We start from the raw sequence: 17,842 nt of genomic DNA on the forward strand, positions 1-17,842 counted from the left end.
GGACGTGTGAAGCCAGGCTCAACCGACCAGGCCCGGCACCGTGCCCGCAGCACCGGCGAGGGTTGCGAGGAGCAGGATCGCCCCGGCGCATCCTCCGTTTTGCGTGGTTTTGCTCGAGGTGAAGACCGGTGCTGTTTCGTCGGCGAACCGGTCGACGAACTTGACCCGGTATTCGGCGTCGGTCAGTTCGCGGGGGCGCCAGAACTGGTGCCATTCGTTGGTGGTTTCCCCGGCCTGTTCGTGGGCTTGCTCGGCGGCGATGCGCGCAGCCACGTCCCCAGCCCGCGTGTCGGCGACGAGTGCTGCCCCGCGCTGCTTCTGTTCGACTTCGGCGCTGAGCAGGGTCCAGGCTTCTTTGGGGGTGAGGATGGGGACTCCTCGTTCCCTGGCCTGCGCGGTTTTGGTGGTTTCTACGCCGTCGGGGGCGATGACGAGCCGGACGGTCTTGGTGACGTTCGCGGCGACTTTCGCGCCGTGGTCAACCGCGTAGTCCATGACGTCGGTGAGTTCTTTGCCTTCGCCGACGGGGAGGATCCGCCAGCCTTTCAGGGGCCCGTTGCGGCGTGCTTTTTCGGCTGCAGCGGCTTCTTCGAGGTCGCTGATGAGGTGGCTGACTGCGAGGTTTTTCGCGGCGCGTTGGAGTTCGCGGAGTTCTGCTGCGGTGACGACGCCGTCGGCTTCAGCCCGGTCGCGGGCGCGGAGCAGGAATTCTCCGTGGACGCCGCGCGCGGTTTCTTGGGTGAGTCCGGCGTGGGAGGCGAGAAGGGCGAGTTGTTCGGCTTCTTCGCCGACGACGCGGCCGTCGGAGAGGGCGTGGGCGAGCATCGCCTGGTAGTCGTCGAGAGCCTCGGACCGGGGCGGAGGCGAGTCGACCATGAGGGGGAGCCGTGCGGTGAGGGTGGCGAGCCAGCCTTCGCTGCCTTTGCGGAGTGCGGCGGCGCGGGGGGCGATGATGCGGGTGCGGGGTAGTTGCGGGAGGGGCGCGGGGGTTGGTCCGTCCCAGTGGAGGGGTTGGGGAGCGGCGTTGATGAGTTCGGTGAGGACAGCGGCGAGGGACCGGGCGTCGCCGAGTGCGCTGTGTTCCGCGGTGGGCCACCGGCCGGTGAGGAGGTGGTGGAGGTGGGCGAGGCGGTAGCCATAGCGGTCGAGTTGGTAGCGGGCGGCGACGAGGGTGCAGAGTCCGGGGATGCCGGTGAGGGGAACACCGAGGCGGGCGAATTCGGCGGCGAGGAATTTTTCTTCGAAGTCGAGTTTGTGGCCGACAACGATGGCGCCGTCGAGGTAGGCGAGGAGGTCGCCGGCGACTTGGTCGAAGCTGGGCGCGGTTTTCACCCAGGTGTCGGTGATGCCGTGGAATGCCGAGTTGCGGATCGAGGATCCAGGGTTGACGAGGGTGGAGTATTCGTCGAGGACGGTGCCGTCGCCGCGCATGCGTACGACGGCGATTTCGCAGACGCGGGCTCCTCGCTTGGGGTTGAGGCCGGTGGTTTCGAGGTCGAGGACCGCGTAGGTGAGCGTGCGGGGGTCGAGTCCGCCGCGTCGGGTGAGTCGCCCGTAGTGGAACACCATGGGGGAACCTCCGGAGAACTGTATGCCTTCGCTACGATGTCCCACACCGCAGAATTTTTGAAGAGAAGTGCCGGAAATTCCCTAATTTTGTGGAGCGGGCATTTGATTCCCGAACGCCTGTTCCTTTTGCGCTGCGTGCAGTAGCGTGAGCTTTCAGTAGTGGCAGCAGAGTCGGTCAGGATACTGTTCGTCTTGTTTGCTGGACGAGGTCTTGAGCGGGTGCTGGCTGTGGATTCAGGCAAGGTCCTGGGATAGGGGTTCTGCTCCTGTTTTCCTGGGCGCGTAATAATGAAGGATTATCTGTTCTATCTTCGGACGGTGATTGCAGCGCCCGATAGCATTCTGGCCTGAATTCGCACTGAATCAGGGAACGGTTGTTGCGCTTTTTCTTATATTCCGAACAGGGGTTTCCACCGCTGTTGAGAGTCGTTGATCAAACGCAGCGGTCGTGGGTGACTAACCGGTTTCCATGACGGGTTTGCGGCCTTTCCCCCTGTGTGCACTCGCCCTCGATCCTCGCTTCTTCTGGTTGCGCTGTCTGTGGCGTGAGGCTTCGACTGGCTGCCCGCTGTTCGAGCCTGCTCCCCCAAGTGGCCGTCTCCTCCTGGCGCTCGAGGCGGGCTTGACTGCTCTGGGAGTGCCCCTGCGGGATGCCGGGCCCGCGGTGGCGTAGCGGACAGTGTCTGCGTACTTCTGCTGGCTGCGGGAAGACGCCACCGGTCCCGCCGCACACCGAAGCGGATGCTCCTTCTGTGTCCACCATACAGCCCGCCAGGAAAGGATTTTCCAGAAACAAAAGAACGCAACCCGTCGAAGCGGATATTTCCCTGACCTGAACAGCGGCAGCGGCACGAGGGCCTCTACCGATCACCACGAAAAGCAGAAAAGAAAAGTTGGCAACTTGGCATTAGCTTCCTTTTCCATAGGCCTACAATCTCTTTCTCCTCGTGCATTTCTTGTCTTCGGTGTGGTAAAAAGCAGGTAGCACTGCGACAGCAGGACACAGGGGGACAGTCCGCTCTCGGCGATGAGGGGGTCTCGCATGGTCGACGCGTGCTCAGTACTCATACGCGGCTTGATTCTTTGATTTTCCGCGCCCTCAGTTCTATTTCGCCTTCCGGACTGATCCGCAGAGTCCGGGTGCTGTAAACCCGCGGTGAATCATGTGCTCTGAGAGAAGTCTGCGAGCGCGAGTCAACCTGCAGTGATCAGCGGAGGACCGCCGTGATCCAATGCCCGGTCTGCTTGAACAACGACCAGATAAGAAAAGTGTCGTCGATTGTAGGGTCAGGAAGCACGACGGGGTACACCACCGGGTGGGTGGGGGACAGCTCCTATTCTGTGAGGCATTTCTCTCAGAACAGTCTTGCTTCCCAGCTTTCTTACGAGCACCCCTGGGATCCCCCCGGATGCCTCATATTCATAGGGGCCATCTACGCCCTCGCAGCTTTCGGACCGGATTTCATCCGATTCTTGACAGGGGTACCCGTCGTTCTTGTTGTATGCATATTTATTATGGCCAAAGAGTGGGAAAGAGGCATCTTGAAGAGCCTCTTTAGCCTCAAAGGATGGATCTCCAGCATTCTCTCCGGCCTTGCCATCATGTTCCTTTTCGCGGGATCCTTCTACGGCGTCACCACCTTCTTGGCAGGAGCCTCTCTCGTAGCTTTTGTAGTGCTAAGAAAAAACTATTTGCATAAGAACAGGGAGAAGCACGCTCGGGAGCTGGAAAACTGGCACCAGCTCTACTACTGTTTCCGCGACGACGTCGTCTTCCATCCCGGTACGGGACGTTACGGGCCTCCGGAAACAGCGCAGCTTCTCACTCAGGAAGAGTGATCACCCCAACGCGGTACCAGACCAGCGGGGGTTCGCTGCGGCCTTCGCCTTCCGCAGCAGCCACCCACGCTCGAGAAAAGGAGCACAGCCGCAGGCCCCTCGCTCCCCTGGTCGCGCCGGGCGAAGAACGGACCCATCGCACAGCCTGAGGGCCTACTCCCCCACGACGAACCGAGTGGGTTCGGTGAGCGCAGTCCGTGCCCCTGCAACGTCGGCGAGCCGGGCGGCCAGCGTGCGTTCGGCGAGGTGGCGAGGGAGCGCTGCGGTGAATTTCAGCCCGTGCAGGGCTTTGTCGTCGACTTCGGGCAGCACGATGCGCTCGGCGGCAGCCGTGCGGATGGCCCGCCACCGGGTCCGGTCCACGTCCCCGCTCAACCGCAGGTGGGTGTCGCGGACCTGCTGGCCCGGGTCAACAATCCCGCTGAGGGTGGCGCGCAGGGTGAGGTTGGCGCGCGTGCCCGCCCACGTCCACCAGCGCAGTTCCCCGTTACTGCGGGTGATGACGGTGCCGTCGGGGTGCACGTGGTCGGCGTGCCGGTCTCGGGCGTGCGTTAAAGCGTCGACGGCACGTCGGGTCAGTTTCACGGGTGGATCCGTGCCGAGAAGCACGTCGCGCACGGCCCGCGCTAGTTCGAACGACCAGCCGAGCACAGTCCCAGAGTCCCAGCGGGCTCGTCCTTCCCCGCTGTCTGCGGGTTCCACGTAGCAGCGGCGCCGTTTCCAGTCGACTCCGGTCACAGCCCAGCTGCGGCCGGCGAGCAGGAGCAGCCGCGGCCCTTCCCCGGGTTCGGCTGCGGACAGCAGCGCCGGGTTGGTGCGGCCGATTTCGGTGCGGCCGTGCAGCACGGTGAATTCGGGCGGGGCCGTAAACACGCTGGTGAGTTCCGCGAAGTGCCGGTGCCCGAAGCGGCGTTCCGCTTCGGGGCCGACGATGAGCATGCCGTTGTCGCTGGTGAGGAATCCTTCGCGGAGCAGGTGGGCGAGGATCGGCTCCCCTTCAGTGAAGGGTGCGAGCCCGTTCCACCATTCCGTCCACAGCCGTTCTCCGACTTTGGGTTCTTGGAGGCTGAGGGCGAGGAGTTGTTGGGCGACGATGTGCCGGGGTTCGGGGGTGGGGTGCACGGGTTCCACCCAATGCTGTCCCCACAGGTGGAGGAGCCCGGCCGCGCCGAGCAAGCCCATGTCGTTGAGGGCGAGGAACAGGCAGTTGCGGGTGGTGTCGGGGCGGCGCCCGGTGCGGCCGATGCGTTGCAGGAAGGATGCGACGGTGGCGGGCGCGTTGATTTGGATGACCCGGTCGAGGTCGCCGACGTCGATGCCGAGTTCGAGGGTGCTGGTGGCGACGATGACGCAGTCGCGGGCTTCCGCGAAGGCTTGTTCGGCGCGGCGGCGTTCGTCGACGGACAGGGAGGCGTGGGAGAGGAACACGGTGACGCCTTTGGCGCGGAGGGCCGCGCCGATGCGTTCGACGAGTTGCCGCGAGTCGCAGAAGACGAGGCGTTTTTCGCCGCGGTGGAGGGCGGCGATGACAGTGGCGGCGTTCTCGGGGGAGCCCACGTAGTCGAGTTCGACTTCGCCGGGTGGTGGCCCGTTTTTCGCTGCGGCTGGGCTGACCCGGGGCACACCGGGGGCGATGACGCGGCCGGGGCGGTTGCCCGCGTTGCTGCCTTGCAGCCAGGTGAGGAGGTCGTGCGGGTTGCCGACGGTGGCGGAGAGGCCGACGCGTTGCAGGGGCCGTTGGGACAGCCGGGTGAGGCGTTCGAGGACGGCGAGCAGGTGCCAGCCGCGGTCGTCGGAGGCGAATGCGTGGACTTCGTCGACGATGACGGCGCGGACGTTGCCGAGGAGGGCGCGGTGGTCGACGGTGGTGCTCACCAGCATGGCTTCGATGGATTCGGGGGTGGTGAGCAGCACGTCGGGCGGGGTGCGGAGGATGCGCTGCCGGGCCGCGGCGGTGACGTCGCCGTGCCAGAGGGCGGCGGTGCGGCCGAGCCAGCCGGTGTAGCCCTGGAGGCGGGGCAGCAGGTTGTTGAGGAGGGCTTTGAGCGGGCACACGTAGAGCACGGAGACGCGGTCCCACTGCTGGTTGGCCATGGCGGTGAGCAGGGGGAACACAGCGGCTTCGGTTTTGCCGCCCGCGGTGGGGGCGAGCAGGACCGCGTCGTCGCCGTTGATGAGGGGGGCGAGGGCTTCCCGCTGGAGGGGGCGCAGCGTGGGCCAGCCGAGGGTGTTGGCGACGTGGTAGGCGAGGGTGGGGTGGAGCAGGTCGAAGCTGGTGGGGGCGGTCACAGGCTGAGTTCTACCTCATCGGCGGATGCGGCGCGCGGGGTCCAGGTGTTGCGTTCGGTTTCGGTGAGGTCGCTGGCGCGCACGGTCAGCTGGTAGTGGATGCGCGGGTCGAAGTCGGGGATGTCGTTGACCCGGTCGATGACGTCGACGAGTTTGCGGAGGAAGAGGCGGGGGGCTACTCCGACACGGCCGCCGAGTTCTCCGGCGACGGCTTGGGCGAGGTCGCGGATGTAGGTGTTGTCGACGCGGGCGCGGATCCGGTCGGGGGCTTCGGCTCCGTTGGCGTACAGGTCGCGGACGGTGGTGCCGAGCTGGTGGAGCCGGTCGAGGTCGAAGCTGGGGAGGCGGATTTGGACGGCCCGCAGGTTGTCGTGGCGCGGGTCGGGCATGAAGTCGGTGGCGAGCCGTTGGGCGAGGGGGGCGAGGCGTTGCACGCCTTGCGGCCCGTCGTAGAAGGCGGGGGTGCCGGTGATGACGAGGTAGAGGCCGGGGAAGCGGCCGGCGGTGATTTCGTCGATGAGTTGGCGGAGCGCGTTGAGGGCTTTGTCGCGGGTGTCGGAGCGGGCGCGTTGCAGGGTTTCGAGTTCGTCGAGGACGATGAGGAGCCCAGGGTGGCCGCAGTCGCGGAGCAGGGTGAGGAGGCCTTGGAGGGCAGCGAGGGCCCCGGAGTGGTCGAGGTCGCCTTTGATTCCGGCGTAGCGTTTCGCGGCGGCGGCCACGTTGGGTTGTCCGCCGAGCCAGGCGACGAGCGCGTCTGCGATGGCGTGCTGCCCTTCGGCTTGGGCGCGGTGGTAGCCGCGGAGGGCAAGGGCGACGGCGGGGCTGCTGCGGGCGACTCCGGCGAGGCGTTGTTCGAGGAGTTCCGCGACGGCTTGGGTGAGGGCGTGTTCGTCGCCGCTGGGCACAGTGCCGTGGTCGAGGACGTCTTCTTCGAGGGTGTAGACCCAGTTGTCGACGATTTCTCGGAGGGCGCTGGGCGGCTGGGTGGCGGTGGCGAGGCGTTCGGTGAGCCGCCGGTAGACGGTTTCGAGCCGGTGCAGCGGGGTTTCGGTTTCGGAGATTTGGATTTCGGTGACGGCGAAGCCGGCGCGTTTGGCGCGTTCGGCGAGCCAGCGGGAGAAGAAGGTTTTTCCGGAACCGTATTCGCCGCGGACGGCTTTGAAGCTTGCGCTGCCCGCGCCTACGGCGGCGAGTTCCTCGTCGAGCACGGTTTCGTACCGGTCGAGTCCGACGGCGAACAGGTCGAGGCCGTTTTGGGGCACGGTTCCGCGGCGGAGCGCGTCGAGGACTTCGCGGCGGCGGGCGGCGCTGACGGTTTTCACCTAGGAGGCACCTTCCGGGAATTGTTCTTTAAGCAGCGGGATGTTGAGTTCCACGGCTCGGTCGGCGTCGGTGAGGACGAGCACCGGGAACATTTCCACGTTGAGGACTTTGGCCACCATTTTCAGGAATCGTGCCGCGCGGAAGGGTTCTTTCCCAGCGGCTTCAGCGACGCGTTCGACGGGCAGGCGGGGCCGGTCGCCTCCGACTTCGGCGAGCGTGTCGATGACGGCCGCGATTTCTTCCTTGGGCGGACTCTTGGGGATTTGCTGGTGGACGTCGGCGAACACGGCCGTGTCGACGATCCGCTGGCCGAGGCTGCGCACGACTTCGGCGCGGCTGATGAGCGCGTTGTCGTCGTCGACGGCGGGGGCGCGTGTAGCCCGTCTCGGGGTGGGTGTGGTGTCGTCGGGAAGGCGGGTGGCGATGGACTGGTTCCACCAGGCGGGTTCGTGCTGGGTGGGCCGCAGGGTTTCCCACCTGTCGGGGAGGAGTTCTTTGCCGGGGAGGAACACGAGCACAGGGATGACCATTTCGGCGGTGGAAATGCCGCCGTGGTATCCGGCCCGGCGGGAGGTGTAGCGGATGCGTTCGTCCCAGGGGACGACGATGCTGCCGCCTCCGGCGAGCACTCGGTCGCCGGTGACGAGGATTTCCCCGTCGTGGGGGGTGCCGGTGCGGTAGCGGGCGGCTTCCCCGTCACTGGTTTTGCGGTTTTCGTCGCGGTCCCACACGTGGCCGTGGTCGGAGACGAGGATGACGGGCCGGTGGGCGCGGTGCGCGGTGTCGAGGAGGGTGCGGAGTTTCCCGATGCGGTGGACCCGCCAGGTCGCGGTGTCGCTTTCCCGGCCGGTGGCGAGGGAGTCGTCGACGATGTTGAGGACGACGGCGACGACCTGTTCGGTGTCGTCGATGGCCGCCTCGACGTCGGCGGGCAGCCGGTCCCCGGGGCCGGTGGCGAGTTCCCGCTGGTAGAAGAGGGCGCTGGGGCGGGCTCCGGCGGCGGCTTTCCGCCAGAAGGCGGCGAATCCGGCGCGTTCGTCGCTCTGCCCGCCGGTGGTGAGGGTGCCGCACAGCAGGGAGGCCCGCGAGCAGGTGGTGATGGACGGCAGGGTGGCGAGTGCTCCTTCCCGTCCCCGGTCGCTGCGGGCGACTTCGATGAATTGTCCGCTGGCGGCGATGTCTTCCCCGAGTTGCACGGCGACTTCGGCGCTCATCCCGTCGAGCAGGATGATGAGCGGGGCTTGCTGTTTCGCGACGGGGACAGCGATCCGTTTGAGGAGGTTTTCGGCGAGGAGCAGTTCGTCGGTGTGCGAGGACACTTCGGTCCACGCGGCGACACGGCGGGCGAATGCTTCGTCGATGCGGGCGCGCCGTTCCCGGACGCGCGTGTAGAGCCGCTGGTAGGCCTCGCTGAGCGCCGGGTTGTCGGTGGCGGAGGTGTATAGGGCGCTGGCGGCACGGTCCACCCACGCGGTGACGGCCATGTGGGAGGCGACCCCGTCGGCGACGGTGGTGGGGGGTGCTGGGTCGGTGGCGAGCCAGCGGAGCAGGCGGACCGCGTTGAGCGCGCCCACGAATTCGGGGGCGGTGGGGTCGCAGCGCCGGTGGTCGCGGACTCGGGTGAATGCTTCTTCGACGTGCCCCAGGTCGCGGGGTTGCGGATCGTCTTTGCCGGGGTGGAGGAGTTCGCTGATGTGTTCGCCGAGCGTGGCGAGCCGGGCGTGGAGTCCGCTGGCGAGGAGTTGGCTGTTGTTGGCGACCGCGTCCGCGCCGACGGCGGCGAGGATTTCTTCGGCCCGCCTGCTGGCGCTGATGGCGGTGTCGTGTTCCGCACCGTCCATGAGGCGGAGCAGCGCGGCTTCGCAGTTGTCTGCGAATCGGCGCAGTTCGTCGAGGCTGGGCGGGGGTGCGCCGAGGAAGCGTTCTTCGATGCGGATGCGTGTCTCGGTCACACCGGGCAGGCTGCTGTTGGCGGGGTCGAGGAGTTCGCGGAAGACGAGTCCGAGCGGCAGCGTGTCGGAGATCTGCTGCCGGTCGAGGAGGCGGAAGACGACGGTGGCGACCGCGCCGATGTGCTGTTCAAGGGCGTGGCGGAGCCCGACGCGTTCTTCTTCGGGCAGGGACGTGTATTGGGTGATGCGGGCAGGGTCGCGGGTCCAGTCGAGGAGTGCGGCCGCGTCAAGCCGGTCAGCGTCCTCGTAGCCGAAGCGGGCCGCAGCGACCCGGTGGAGGGCGTCGTCGAGTTTGAGGATGGTGCTGCTTTTCCGCCACTCGGTTCCGAGGCTGATGTCGTAGAGGGCGTTGGCGAGCCACGCCCATTCCCGGGAGTAGAGGCGCGGGTCGAGGTGGCGCAGGTCGAGCTGGTCGAGGACTAGTTCCCAGTTGTTGACGGTGAAGACTTCTTGCCCGACGAGCCGGGAGAGCAGGGTGTTGCCGAGTTCTTGGGTGGTGCATGGGGTGAGGAGCACCAGGTATTCGGCGTCTCGGGGCCGGCTGAGTTCGGCGAGCAGCGCCAGCACGGTGGGTGCGGGGACGACGCGGGCGTTCACGTGGCGCCCGTCGTGGTCCACGGTGATTTCGTCGGGTCCCGCCCATTGGGGGGCGGCACGCAGGGCGACCGCGCGGGCGTGGGCCGCGGCGGGGTCGCGTTCTGCGCGCCGCTGCTGGCGTTTGAGGGCGCGCCGGAGCGCGCCGCGGACCGCGTCAACGGTGACGGGCGGAACGGTTGTCGTGGCAGTGGTCATCGGCGCACCACCCGCACGATGATCTCAAGTTCGGTGTCTTCAGGGATGTTGAGCCTGCTGCGCAGGTTAGCGACGGCCGCGGCCGGGTCCTCGCCGGGTGACACCCGGATGGTGGTTTCGGCGTTGGTGTAGGAAGGCGGCGGAGGAGGCGTGACCGGTCTGGGGCCAGAGAAGTCGTCCTTCTTTTCACCGCCGGGAGTGGAGGGGTCAACGCTTTTTTCGATAAGCGCGATCGCCTCGCCGGTGATCTGGTCGAGCGCGGTGGCGAGCTTCTTTTGCTGCTCGTTGTGGCGCGCTACTGTTCTGAGCTCTTGCAGTAGTCTCCTAGCCTCCGGGGCGTGCTCGCCTGCGCCTTTGGCGATTTTCTCCAGGGTGCGAAGGAACTTCCAGTGCGCGCCGTCGAGTGCTGCCGCCACGTTGGCAGCGGTTTCCATGCTGACCTTGTAGACAGCAGCGTCTCCGGGCAGGTCGGCGCGGGCGAGTGCGGTGATCAGCGTGCTGTCTTCGGTTTGGCCGCGGATCTGTCCTAGCAGGTCGTAGGTGATGTTCGCGGTGCGCAGCCGCGGGGCTTCTTCGTCAAGTTCGAGCATCTCGGTGTGCCGCTGGAGCTGGCTCAGCAGACTCTCGGTAGCGGCAAACCAGTCAACGCTTTTTTCTTTGAGCTGTTCAGCAAGCCGCTGCACGGCCCGCGCGTTGCGGACAGGCTGGGGTTCCAGGCCGAACAGCAGTTTGGCCCGCTGGTTGGCGATCGCGAAGTCCTCTTCCGAGGGCAAGGGCTGGCGGCGCAGCACAATGTCGCCTTCCAGGCTGCCGATCGCGACCTGGGTGTAGCGTCTGCCCGCACGGATCCATGCCCGGTCGGATTGGATCGCGTAGACGAGGACGAGCAGGTCGACGATGTCGTCGGGGAGTCCTTTGCCGTCGCCGCGTTCGCGGATCCACTTCTTCAGGTCGCGGACTTTGATGTCGGTGATGTCGGCGTATTCGGTGCGCGCCGCGTCGTCGAGCGCGGTCAGCCACGTATCGCGGAGCACGAATACTTCGCTGACTGTGGCGAGGTTCAGCGGTTGCGCGACGCGCCGCAGCGCCTGGATCTCGTTTTTGTTTTCCGGCTCGTAGCGCTGCAACCTGTCGGCTTTGGCTTTCTCCACAGCGTGGAGGACCGCGTTGAGGTCGCTGCGGCGCACTTCCCGCCGGGCCCCGCTGGTCGCAGTGAAGTCGGGGTGTTCGGGGTAGAGGTGGTCGAGGAGTTTCCCGGCGAGGCGTTGGAGGGCGTCGCGGAGCTGGCTACCCGCTTCGATGGCGATGTCCACGTTGGGCAGGAACGCTTCAACGTGTTGGGTGACCCGTTCCCCGACTTCGGTGTCGTCGGGTTCGGTGGCCCCGTAGAGGCTGCGCAGCAGGCCGCGGAGCCGTTCCCGAAGCTGGGTGGCCTGGTTGTCGATCTGGTTGTAGGCCTCGCGGCGGTCGTCGGAGCTCCAGTCGGGCGCTTTTTCTTCAATAACGCCGTCTTGGAGCAGGTATTCCATCATGAGGAGCCGTCGCGCGTCCTGTTGCCGGCTTTCGGAGAGGAAGTGCGGCAGCCAGACGAGGGTGGCGGGCGGGTTGTCGAATTCTTCGCGGAGCACCTGGACGCGCTGCCGGTCTTCGGCCGGGCTGTGGGTGCCTTCGTCGAAGGGGTAGTCGATGACGATCCGGATCGCCGCGGGGTCTTCCGGTTCGAACCGCTGACGCATGAGGGAGTCTTCGGACCTGACGTTGCCGAAGTCGAGTTCCACGGTGCGCAGGGTGCCGCGCCACAGGATGTGGGTGCGGGTGGCGTCCGGTTCGAGGCCCAGTTCTTCCCACAGGAGGCGTTTGAACAGCCGCCGCATGGCCTGGTCGCTGGCGGCGTGGTAGCTGCTGCGCATGAGGGATTCGGTGTCGACGCGCAGCAGGTTGAGGCTGATGGTGGGGTTGTCGCCGGGGCCGACGCGGACTTCACCGAATTGGGCGCTGAGTTCCCGGAAGAACGCGGCGGTCCGCGCGATGTCTTGTCCGGTGCGTCGCGCGGGGATGATGCCGTGGTTGAGGGCGATCATCCGGCTGACGGTGATTTCTTTGAGCGCGGGCACGTTGGGCACGAGGGCCGCCAGCAGCATGGTTTTGACCAGCAGGTCTTCGGCGCGGAACGGGTTGCGCACGTCGAGGTTGGCTGCGGTTTCTTCGGTGAGTTTGTGGCGGCTGAGCAGCCAGGGCCGCACCTTGTCGCGGTAGAAGTTGCGGATTTTCTCGTATTCGACGCTGAGCCGGTCGTGGAAGGGTTTGTCTTCCCCCGCAACGAGCACGTCGAGGATGGCGCCGAGCGGCACGAGCTGGCCGACGGGCAGGGTGGTGCGGTGGTCGATGAGCAGCTGCTGCATGAGTTTGAGGGCGCTGCGCTGGCGTTGCAGGGCCGCGGACAGGTCGACCATGACGTGCAGCAGTGCCGGGCTGAACGGGTAGAGGGCGCGGAAGTCGTCCCAGGTGTCGGCTTCCCCGCCGGACGAGTCGAGGAGGGTGTCGCGCACTTCGGGGCGGGTGTTGACCATGCGCTCGAAGGCGGCGCTGATTTCCGCGGCAGCCTCAGAGTTCTTGGGGCGCAGCAGCCGGTGCCGTACGACTTCGCTGAGGTTGCTGTCGTCGAGTTTGATGTGGCCGAAGCGGCCGTCCCAGTATTTGAGGGTGTCGAACAGGCCGCCGGTGGCGCCGGTGACGTTGGTGCCGACGAGGTCGCGCAGGTCACGCTGGCGGGGCACGAAGCTGATGATGGGGGCGGGCCGGTAGGACTCGGAGGATTCCACCAGCTTGGACATTTTCTGCGCTTCGGCGTTGATGCGTGCCTCGTCGCCGCCGAGGAATCGGGTGAAGCGCAGGATCAGCTCGTCAAGCAGGAGGACGACAGCGTCGTAGCCGAGTTCTTCTTTAGCGTGGCGGCTGATGAGGGACAGGCCTTCGTCGAGGGTGACGAAGGCTTCGCCTTTGCCGTGGACGACGTCGGCGTAGCGTTTGAAGTGGCTGCCGAGGAGGGCGCTGATCAGGTTGTTGCGGAGCCGGGCCTGTTCAGGGTCGGTGGTTCCGGCGGGAACGTTGAAGGCTTCGTCGAGTTTTTCAGAAGTCCACGAGTGAGCAGCCCAGGGCGTGTTGCCCCATCCACTGGATGCCGTGGCTCCTCTAGGGTTCGGCAGGTCTGCGATGAATTTTTCGTCGCCGAGTCGGGCGCGGAGTTCCCGTGCGTCGGCGAGCAGTCCGTCGGCCCGGTAGACGGGTGGGACGGAGGCATCTGGGTGGAGGCGGCGCACGGTGCGCACGTATCCGCCGAGGATGGCGGCTTCGATGGATTCGGCGTCGACGAGGTGGCTGGCGACGAGCAGGAATTTCTTGCCTGCCAGCCAGTCGTCGTGTTTGGCGAGGATGTCGGGCATCCGCGGCAGGCCGCGGGCGACAGGGTCGTGGCGGAGGATGGCGTGGAGGACCGCCATGAAGTGGCTTTTACCGGAGCCGAAGGACCCGTTGAGGTAGGTGGCGCGGGACTGGCCTTTGGCGAGCGCACCTTTGATGGTGGTGAGGGCTTCGTCGAAGTTGCGGGCGAGCTGTGGGGTGACGACGTAGTCGCGGATCGCTTGGGCTTGTTTCTCCTCGTCGACCCCCCCGGTCCCTTCGGAGACCTTGAAGACGAGGTCGCCGTCGTGGATCGCTTCGGGGATTTCGATGAGGTCGCCGATGAACCGCTTGCCGCTGGCGGCAGGGTGGGATGTCGTCATCGCCGTATGAAACCCTTCTCGCATTTCAGGGGATGTATGCCGCAGGTGACCGGTGGGAGCCGCCGACCCCGTTCAGCACTTCTCTCAAGGGTACGACTGTCACTGGTGGCGGTGTCCGCGGTCTGTCGTGGCCGTGTCAACAAGTCCGACAGCGGAAACGCACCCCAGTTTATGTGTTAACGACGATTTCATCAATAGCTCTGTTGGCGGTGCTCCGGTCACGAGGTTCCGGCAAACACTGGTACCTGCAAGAGACACGGACCCAGCGGCTTCTGGGCAATTCGGAAGTTGCCCCCAGGGACCAGAGACGCAATAGCTGCGAGCTCTGTCCCGGTGGGAGCCCGCGAGTATCCCACTATGTGAACAGTCGTCTCCCCAGACCATCCGTTCCTGTGTGGACTGTCATCTAGACCCTAGAGCGGAAACACCATCTTTTCCGGTGCTTTATGCCTTTTCAAAAGCCCATCTGCCGTTTCCAGATGAGTCCAAGGACGTTCAGCCCTCGAAAACAGTCCGGACGGGGCGCCCTGTCTGCCAGATCGGGGCCGTGAACAGCAGCGGCGTCGAGGGCTAGCGCCTAACTCCAGCCCTCGACGCCGCATTCAATGGACGTTACTTCTTCTTCGCTTACGGCTGCGGGTGGTGGTTTTAGGTCGCCATGCTTGCATGTCGCTGTCGGTGATGTCGGTGCGGTCTTTGAGCTCGGCGAGGTCTTCATCCAGGTAGTCAGCAGGGCTTTGCCCGTACTCATCCGGGGTGGTGTGCTACTGGTGCACCCAGGGGCGCAGTTCAGCCAGCCCGACCAGCAGCGGAGTCATTTTGTCCCGATCGTCGCCCCAGCCGTGTTCGTCAAGCCGTTGAACGCAAGATCAGGGTCGACATGTGCCAGGCCTGAACAGACACGCTGATGTTGTCGGTGACCATGGCTCTCTCGCGTTATCCATATTGGTGAAGTCTGTCAATGATTCAGAGAGCAGCTGCTCGAGAGCACTTCGAGACTCTCACCACGTCCCGCGGCTCCTGAGCGACGTCTGGCAACACCAGCCTCCTAGCCACACCGGGAGCTAGATATACCCGGACCTCTCGATGTGGTTCAGAGGGCTGCTGCTAAGCCCAGATTCCGCCTTTCAGTGACGCTCTTCTTGCGCCATACGGAGGAACGCCACCCACTCAGCGGAAGAGAAGCACAACACACCAGCCTCAGGGTGCTTAGAGTCACGGACAGCAATAGCACCAGGGAGCTCAGCGGCCTCAACACAATCCGCATTAATTCCACTGTAGCTGCTTTTACGCCACCTCAATTTCTTGTCTGTTGCGCCCATGCACTAGACCTTTGAACATCCTGTGTGACGCGGTCAAACATTCCCACAAAGAGAGATTCTTTCCTTATTTCACAACAGCCACAGGTGAAACTCAAACCTCTCTATATTACTTCAAAGAGCTAGAAACTTATCCATCCCAGAGAGCTAGATGTAGGTTTCCCCGATTCGTTTACAATGAATCTTTCGACTCCAAAGAAAAACCTCGATATCACAGCTCTTACTAACCGGATGCCTGAGGTTTCAGCACAGGAAGCCTTTGTAGGCGTGGCCTGCGGCAGACCACTGGAAAGGCAGCTAACGGCTATCCGACGAACAGGGCTGTGATCGGGGCGTCTCCATGCCCTCCTCCACCCTGTTCACCAGGTGTTCTAGAGGTGCTTGCTCCGGGCTGCCTGCAGGAACGCGACCCATTCAGCTGTGGGGAAAGCCAGCACTGCGGCGTCCGGGTTCTTGGAGTCGCGGACAGCAGTGGCACCGGGGAGGTCAGCGACCTCGACGCAGTTGTAGTCCCGGCCGCTGTAGCTGCTCTTACGCCACTCGAGCGTCTTACCTGCGGTGTTCATTCCTCCAGCTCCTTTGCGATCTGTGCAATGAGGTTGATGGAATCAACGTGGGTGAGAGCTACTTCGTTCAAGCGCTCTACTTCTTTTCTAAAGAACTTGATTTCTTCCTCGTCTTCCAGGAAGAGAGCACAGATTTTATGTTCCAGGAGCACTACGGATTTCTGTTCGGGCAGGTCGAGAAGCATGAAGGAGCCATCCAAGCCGTTGTGTGCTCCTAAAGAGAATGGAAGAGCGCGAAGAGTCACGTTGGGACGTTCGGCTGTCTCCACGAGGTGGCGCAACTGCCGCGCCATCAGTTTGGGAGGGAGTACAGGACGTCGGAGGGCACTCTCATCAAGGAAAGCCTGAAAGGCAGGGCCTGGTTCCCGGCTCAGAATCGCCTGTCTGCTTAGCCGAGCAGCAACACGAACCTCGATATCTTGCTCCGGTACTCCGCATGCCTTCATAAGGGCGCGGGTGTACTCGGGGAGCTGGAGCAGGCCTGGTATGAGCAGCGGCTCGACGCTCTGGATCTGGATTGCGTCTCGTTCCAGACGTATGAGGGTTCTGGTTTCTCTGGAGAGGCCGCCATCAAGCCCGGATTTCTCCCAGTGCCCGGGCTTATCTACCTTTCCCGCCTTGTTCACCAGGTAGTCCCGTCTCTGCCCGGTGATCCCGTAGATCGCTAACAGGGAAGCCACATCCTCCCGTTTCGTCCCTTGTTTCCCTGTTTCGATCTTGGAGAGCTTGGAGGCGGGCCAGTCGAGCCGCCGGGCGACCTCCCGCATGGACAGTCCGCGTTCTTCTCGGATCTCACGCAACTCGCTTCCGAGGTCGCGGCCTGCCACGGTGGGCCGCCTGACTGTCATGGCAACCTCCTCATGTCTAGGGCTGGGACAGAGCCTAGTCGCTCGGGTTGCTCCCGTCCCAACCTGTCAACCACTCAAGAAATGTTTCTAGAAACATAAGAAACACCAATCGAAACGGTTCTATAGTGCTCTGTGTTCACGGAAGGCATCAGGAGTCTTCCACTGCGTGAAGAGCTCTCCCATGTCTGAAATCGGCCACTTCCCCTTAACAGAGCAGACCAGCGACCGCACCGCCCACCTCTCCCGGCTCGCTGACGCCATCCGCTCCCTCGGCGTCACTGCCCTCATCGCCCTGTCGGCCACAAGTCACCCGGTGCTCTACGTCCGCACACGCACGCGGCTGGTCCCCGTTGTCGTGGTGGAGGACATCGCCGGTAACCAGTGGTTCATCTGGGGCCGCACCGGTACCGCGCACGTCTCCCAGGTCAACCACGCCGCTGCCGCACTGTGCGGCCTCGACCGAGCGGTCACCCGTTCCCGGGTGAACCCGGTTGCTGCGCGGCGCGCCGCGTTGCGGGAGGCAGCTTGATGGACACTCCTCCCAACCCCAACGACCAGGAACCCGACCTGTCCGCACCTGGTTCTGGTCCCGGCCGGCTCACCGTCTCGGAGTTCTGGGAACTGCCCGGAGACCCTGCGTTCTGTCCCGAGCTGCGGCACCGCATCCGCCGCAGTCTCGCCGACTACCCGCACGCGGTTGACGACGCCGAACTGGTGGTAGCTGAACTGTTCGCCAACGCCTGCCACCACAGCGTCAGCGGCGATGGCGGCAAAATCTCGGTGACGCTCTCCGCCCTCCGCACTGGCCTCGTGCTCGTCACCGTCGCCGACCAGGGGCCCAAAGCAGACCCGCACACCCGCCTGCCGAGCATCCCGCACACCCGCACCGACACCGGCCTTCTTTCCCTCGGGGGACGCGGGCTGCATCTGGTAGCTGCTCTCGCCGCTGACTGGGGCCATTGGAACATCGACAGCGGCGGCTACACCGTCTGGGCGCTATTCGCCCCGCCGGGAGCCACCCGACTACCCGATCCTCCCCTCCCCGGATCTAACCTCTGATCCCGATCCCCACCCCAAGGACTTCAAGCTGCTGTGCCGACCCCTCGCCCACACCACGGCACAGAACAAAGCCACCGGTCCGTGGCCGGTGGCCCCACACACCCGAAACTGTTTCCAGCCACTCCACCACGGGAGCTTCCATGCTCGTCAACGTTCCACAAGCACTCCAGCACAGAGACGTGGGAGGGGCGTCTCATCAAAGGACAACGGAGGCGGAGAACAGCGCAACACAGGCACTCGGAAGCCGTGTCTCCCCGCGCTGTTTACCTCGCGCGAACGAACGCGAGTGGTGCCAGGCTCGGCGCCGTCCCGGAAGCGCTCTGCAAGAGCATCTACCGCCGCCGCCCAGGAATATCTGTTGACTTCCTCCCCACGGCTGAAGCCGGGGGATTCCAACCCGTCACTGGGTCGGGCTTCCTGTTTCATCGGGCCGCGCCTCCCCGGAAGACTCCGGGGCCGGTCTTACCGGCCCTCCGCAGGCGTTTTACCTCTCCGCCAGCCCGG

11 protein-coding genes are annotated in these 17,842 nt (G+C 64.8%); 3 read left to right on the plus strand and 8 right to left on the minus strand.

Features of this window, described 5'->3' with window-relative positions; translation table 11 throughout:
* Window positions 1–18: 18 nt before the first annotated feature.
* The gene (locus tag TF1_RS04085) at window positions 19–1,569 is read right to left on the minus strand and encodes an exonuclease domain-containing protein (RefSeq protein ID WP_061783641.1); all 1,551 of its coding nucleotides are present in this window, start codon (window positions 1,567–1,569) and stop codon (window positions 19–21) included.
* A gap of 1,245 nt (window positions 1,570–2,814) precedes the next feature.
* Between TF1_RS04085 and TF1_RS04090 the strand changes: the two genes are divergently transcribed.
* Window positions 2,815–3,408, plus strand: a complete 594-nt coding sequence (locus tag TF1_RS04090; protein WP_152436222.1) for a hypothetical protein — start codon at window positions 2,815–2,817, stop codon at window positions 3,406–3,408.
* 153 nt (window positions 3,409–3,561) lie between these two features.
* Here the strand turns inward: TF1_RS04090 and TF1_RS04095 are convergent, their stop codons facing one another.
* The 7 genes from TF1_RS04095 to TF1_RS04120 form a co-directional block, all read right to left on the minus strand.
* A complete protein-coding gene (locus TF1_RS04095) occupies window positions 3,562–5,697 on the minus strand; it encodes a DEAD/DEAH box helicase (protein ID WP_011291159.1) in 2,136 nt (711 codons plus the stop codon).
* Window positions 5,694–7,019 carry a BREX system ATP-binding protein BrxD gene (gene brxD, locus TF1_RS04100; RefSeq protein WP_011291158.1) on the minus strand — a complete coding sequence of 442 codons (1,326 nt, stop codon included), beginning with the start codon at window positions 7,017–7,019 and terminating at the stop codon, window positions 5,694–5,696. The genes TF1_RS04095 and brxD overlap by 4 nt, the downstream gene beginning before the upstream one ends.
* On the minus strand, window positions 7,020–9,764 hold the full coding sequence (gene pglZ / locus TF1_RS04105) for a BREX-2 system phosphatase PglZ (RefSeq protein ID WP_061783642.1): 2,745 nt from the start codon (window positions 9,762–9,764) through the stop codon (window positions 7,020–7,022).
* Window positions 9,761–13,546 carry a hypothetical protein gene (locus tag TF1_RS04110; RefSeq protein ID WP_011291156.1) on the minus strand — a complete coding sequence of 1,262 codons (3,786 nt, stop codon included), beginning with the start codon at window positions 13,544–13,546 and terminating at the stop codon, window positions 9,761–9,763. Before TF1_RS04110 ends, pglZ begins: the two co-directional genes overlap by 4 nt.
* 1,127 nt (window positions 13,547–14,673) lie before the next feature.
* A complete protein-coding gene (locus TF1_RS15745) occupies window positions 14,674–14,868 on the minus strand; it encodes a DUF397 domain-containing protein (protein ID WP_081430391.1) in 195 nt (64 codons plus the stop codon).
* Between the two features lie 368 nt (window positions 14,869–15,236).
* A complete protein-coding gene (locus TF1_RS04115) occupies window positions 15,237–15,431 on the minus strand; it encodes a DUF397 domain-containing protein (RefSeq protein ID WP_011291155.1) in 195 nt (64 codons plus the stop codon).
* Window positions 15,428–16,279 carry a helix-turn-helix domain-containing protein gene (locus TF1_RS04120; RefSeq protein WP_016188299.1) on the minus strand — a complete coding sequence of 284 codons (852 nt, stop codon included), beginning with the start codon at window positions 16,277–16,279 and terminating at the stop codon, window positions 15,428–15,430. The genes TF1_RS04115 and TF1_RS04120 overlap by 4 nt, the downstream gene beginning before the upstream one ends.
* Before the next feature lie 181 nt (window positions 16,280–16,460).
* Here TF1_RS04120 and TF1_RS04125 point away from each other — a divergent pair, with 181 nt between their 5' ends.
* Window positions 16,461–16,808 (plus strand): hypothetical protein, encoded by a 348-nt coding sequence (locus TF1_RS04125; protein WP_016188298.1) that lies wholly within the window; start codon window positions 16,461–16,463, stop codon window positions 16,806–16,808.
* On the plus strand, window positions 16,808–17,338 hold the full coding sequence (locus TF1_RS04130) for an ATP-binding protein (RefSeq protein ID WP_011291151.1): 531 nt from the start codon (window positions 16,808–16,810) through the stop codon (window positions 17,336–17,338). The genes TF1_RS04125 and TF1_RS04130 overlap by 1 nt, the downstream gene beginning before the upstream one ends.
* The last annotated feature ends 504 nt before the right edge of the window (window positions 17,339–17,842 follow it).

Source organism: Thermobifida fusca NBRC 14071 = JCM 3263 (genome assembly GCF_001592045.1).
GTDB classification, from domain to species: Bacteria; Actinomycetota; Actinomycetes; order Streptosporangiales; family Streptosporangiaceae; genus Thermobifida; species Thermobifida fusca.

What these genes read in the sequence shown, in the direction of transcription:
- TF1_RS04110 (WP_011291156.1), bottom strand. Translation starts at nt 13,546, where the DNA reads ATGACGACATCCCACCCTGCCGCCAGCGGCAAGCGGTTCATCGGCGAC.
- TF1_RS04130 (WP_011291151.1), top strand. Translation starts at nt 16,808, where the DNA reads ATGGACACTCCTCCCAACCCCAACGACCAGGAACCCGACCTGTCCGCA.
- TF1_RS04120 (WP_016188299.1), bottom strand. Translation starts at nt 16,279, where the DNA reads ATGACAGTCAGGCGGCCCACCGTGGCAGGCCGCGACCTCGGAAGCGAG.
- pglZ (WP_061783642.1), bottom strand. Translation starts at nt 9,764, where the DNA reads ATGACCACTGCCACGACAACCGTTCCGCCCGTCACCGTTGACGCGGTC.
- TF1_RS04125 (WP_016188298.1), top strand. Translation starts at nt 16,461, where the DNA reads ATGTCTGAAATCGGCCACTTCCCCTTAACAGAGCAGACCAGCGACCGC.
- TF1_RS15745 (WP_081430391.1), bottom strand. Translation starts at nt 14,868, where the DNA reads ATGGGCGCAACAGACAAGAAATTGAGGTGGCGTAAAAGCAGCTACAGT.
- TF1_RS04115 (WP_011291155.1), bottom strand. Translation starts at nt 15,431, where the DNA reads ATGAACACCGCAGGTAAGACGCTCGAGTGGCGTAAGAGCAGCTACAGC.
- TF1_RS04085 (WP_061783641.1), bottom strand. Translation starts at nt 1,569, where the DNA reads ATGGTGTTCCACTACGGGCGACTCACCCGACGCGGCGGACTCGACCCC.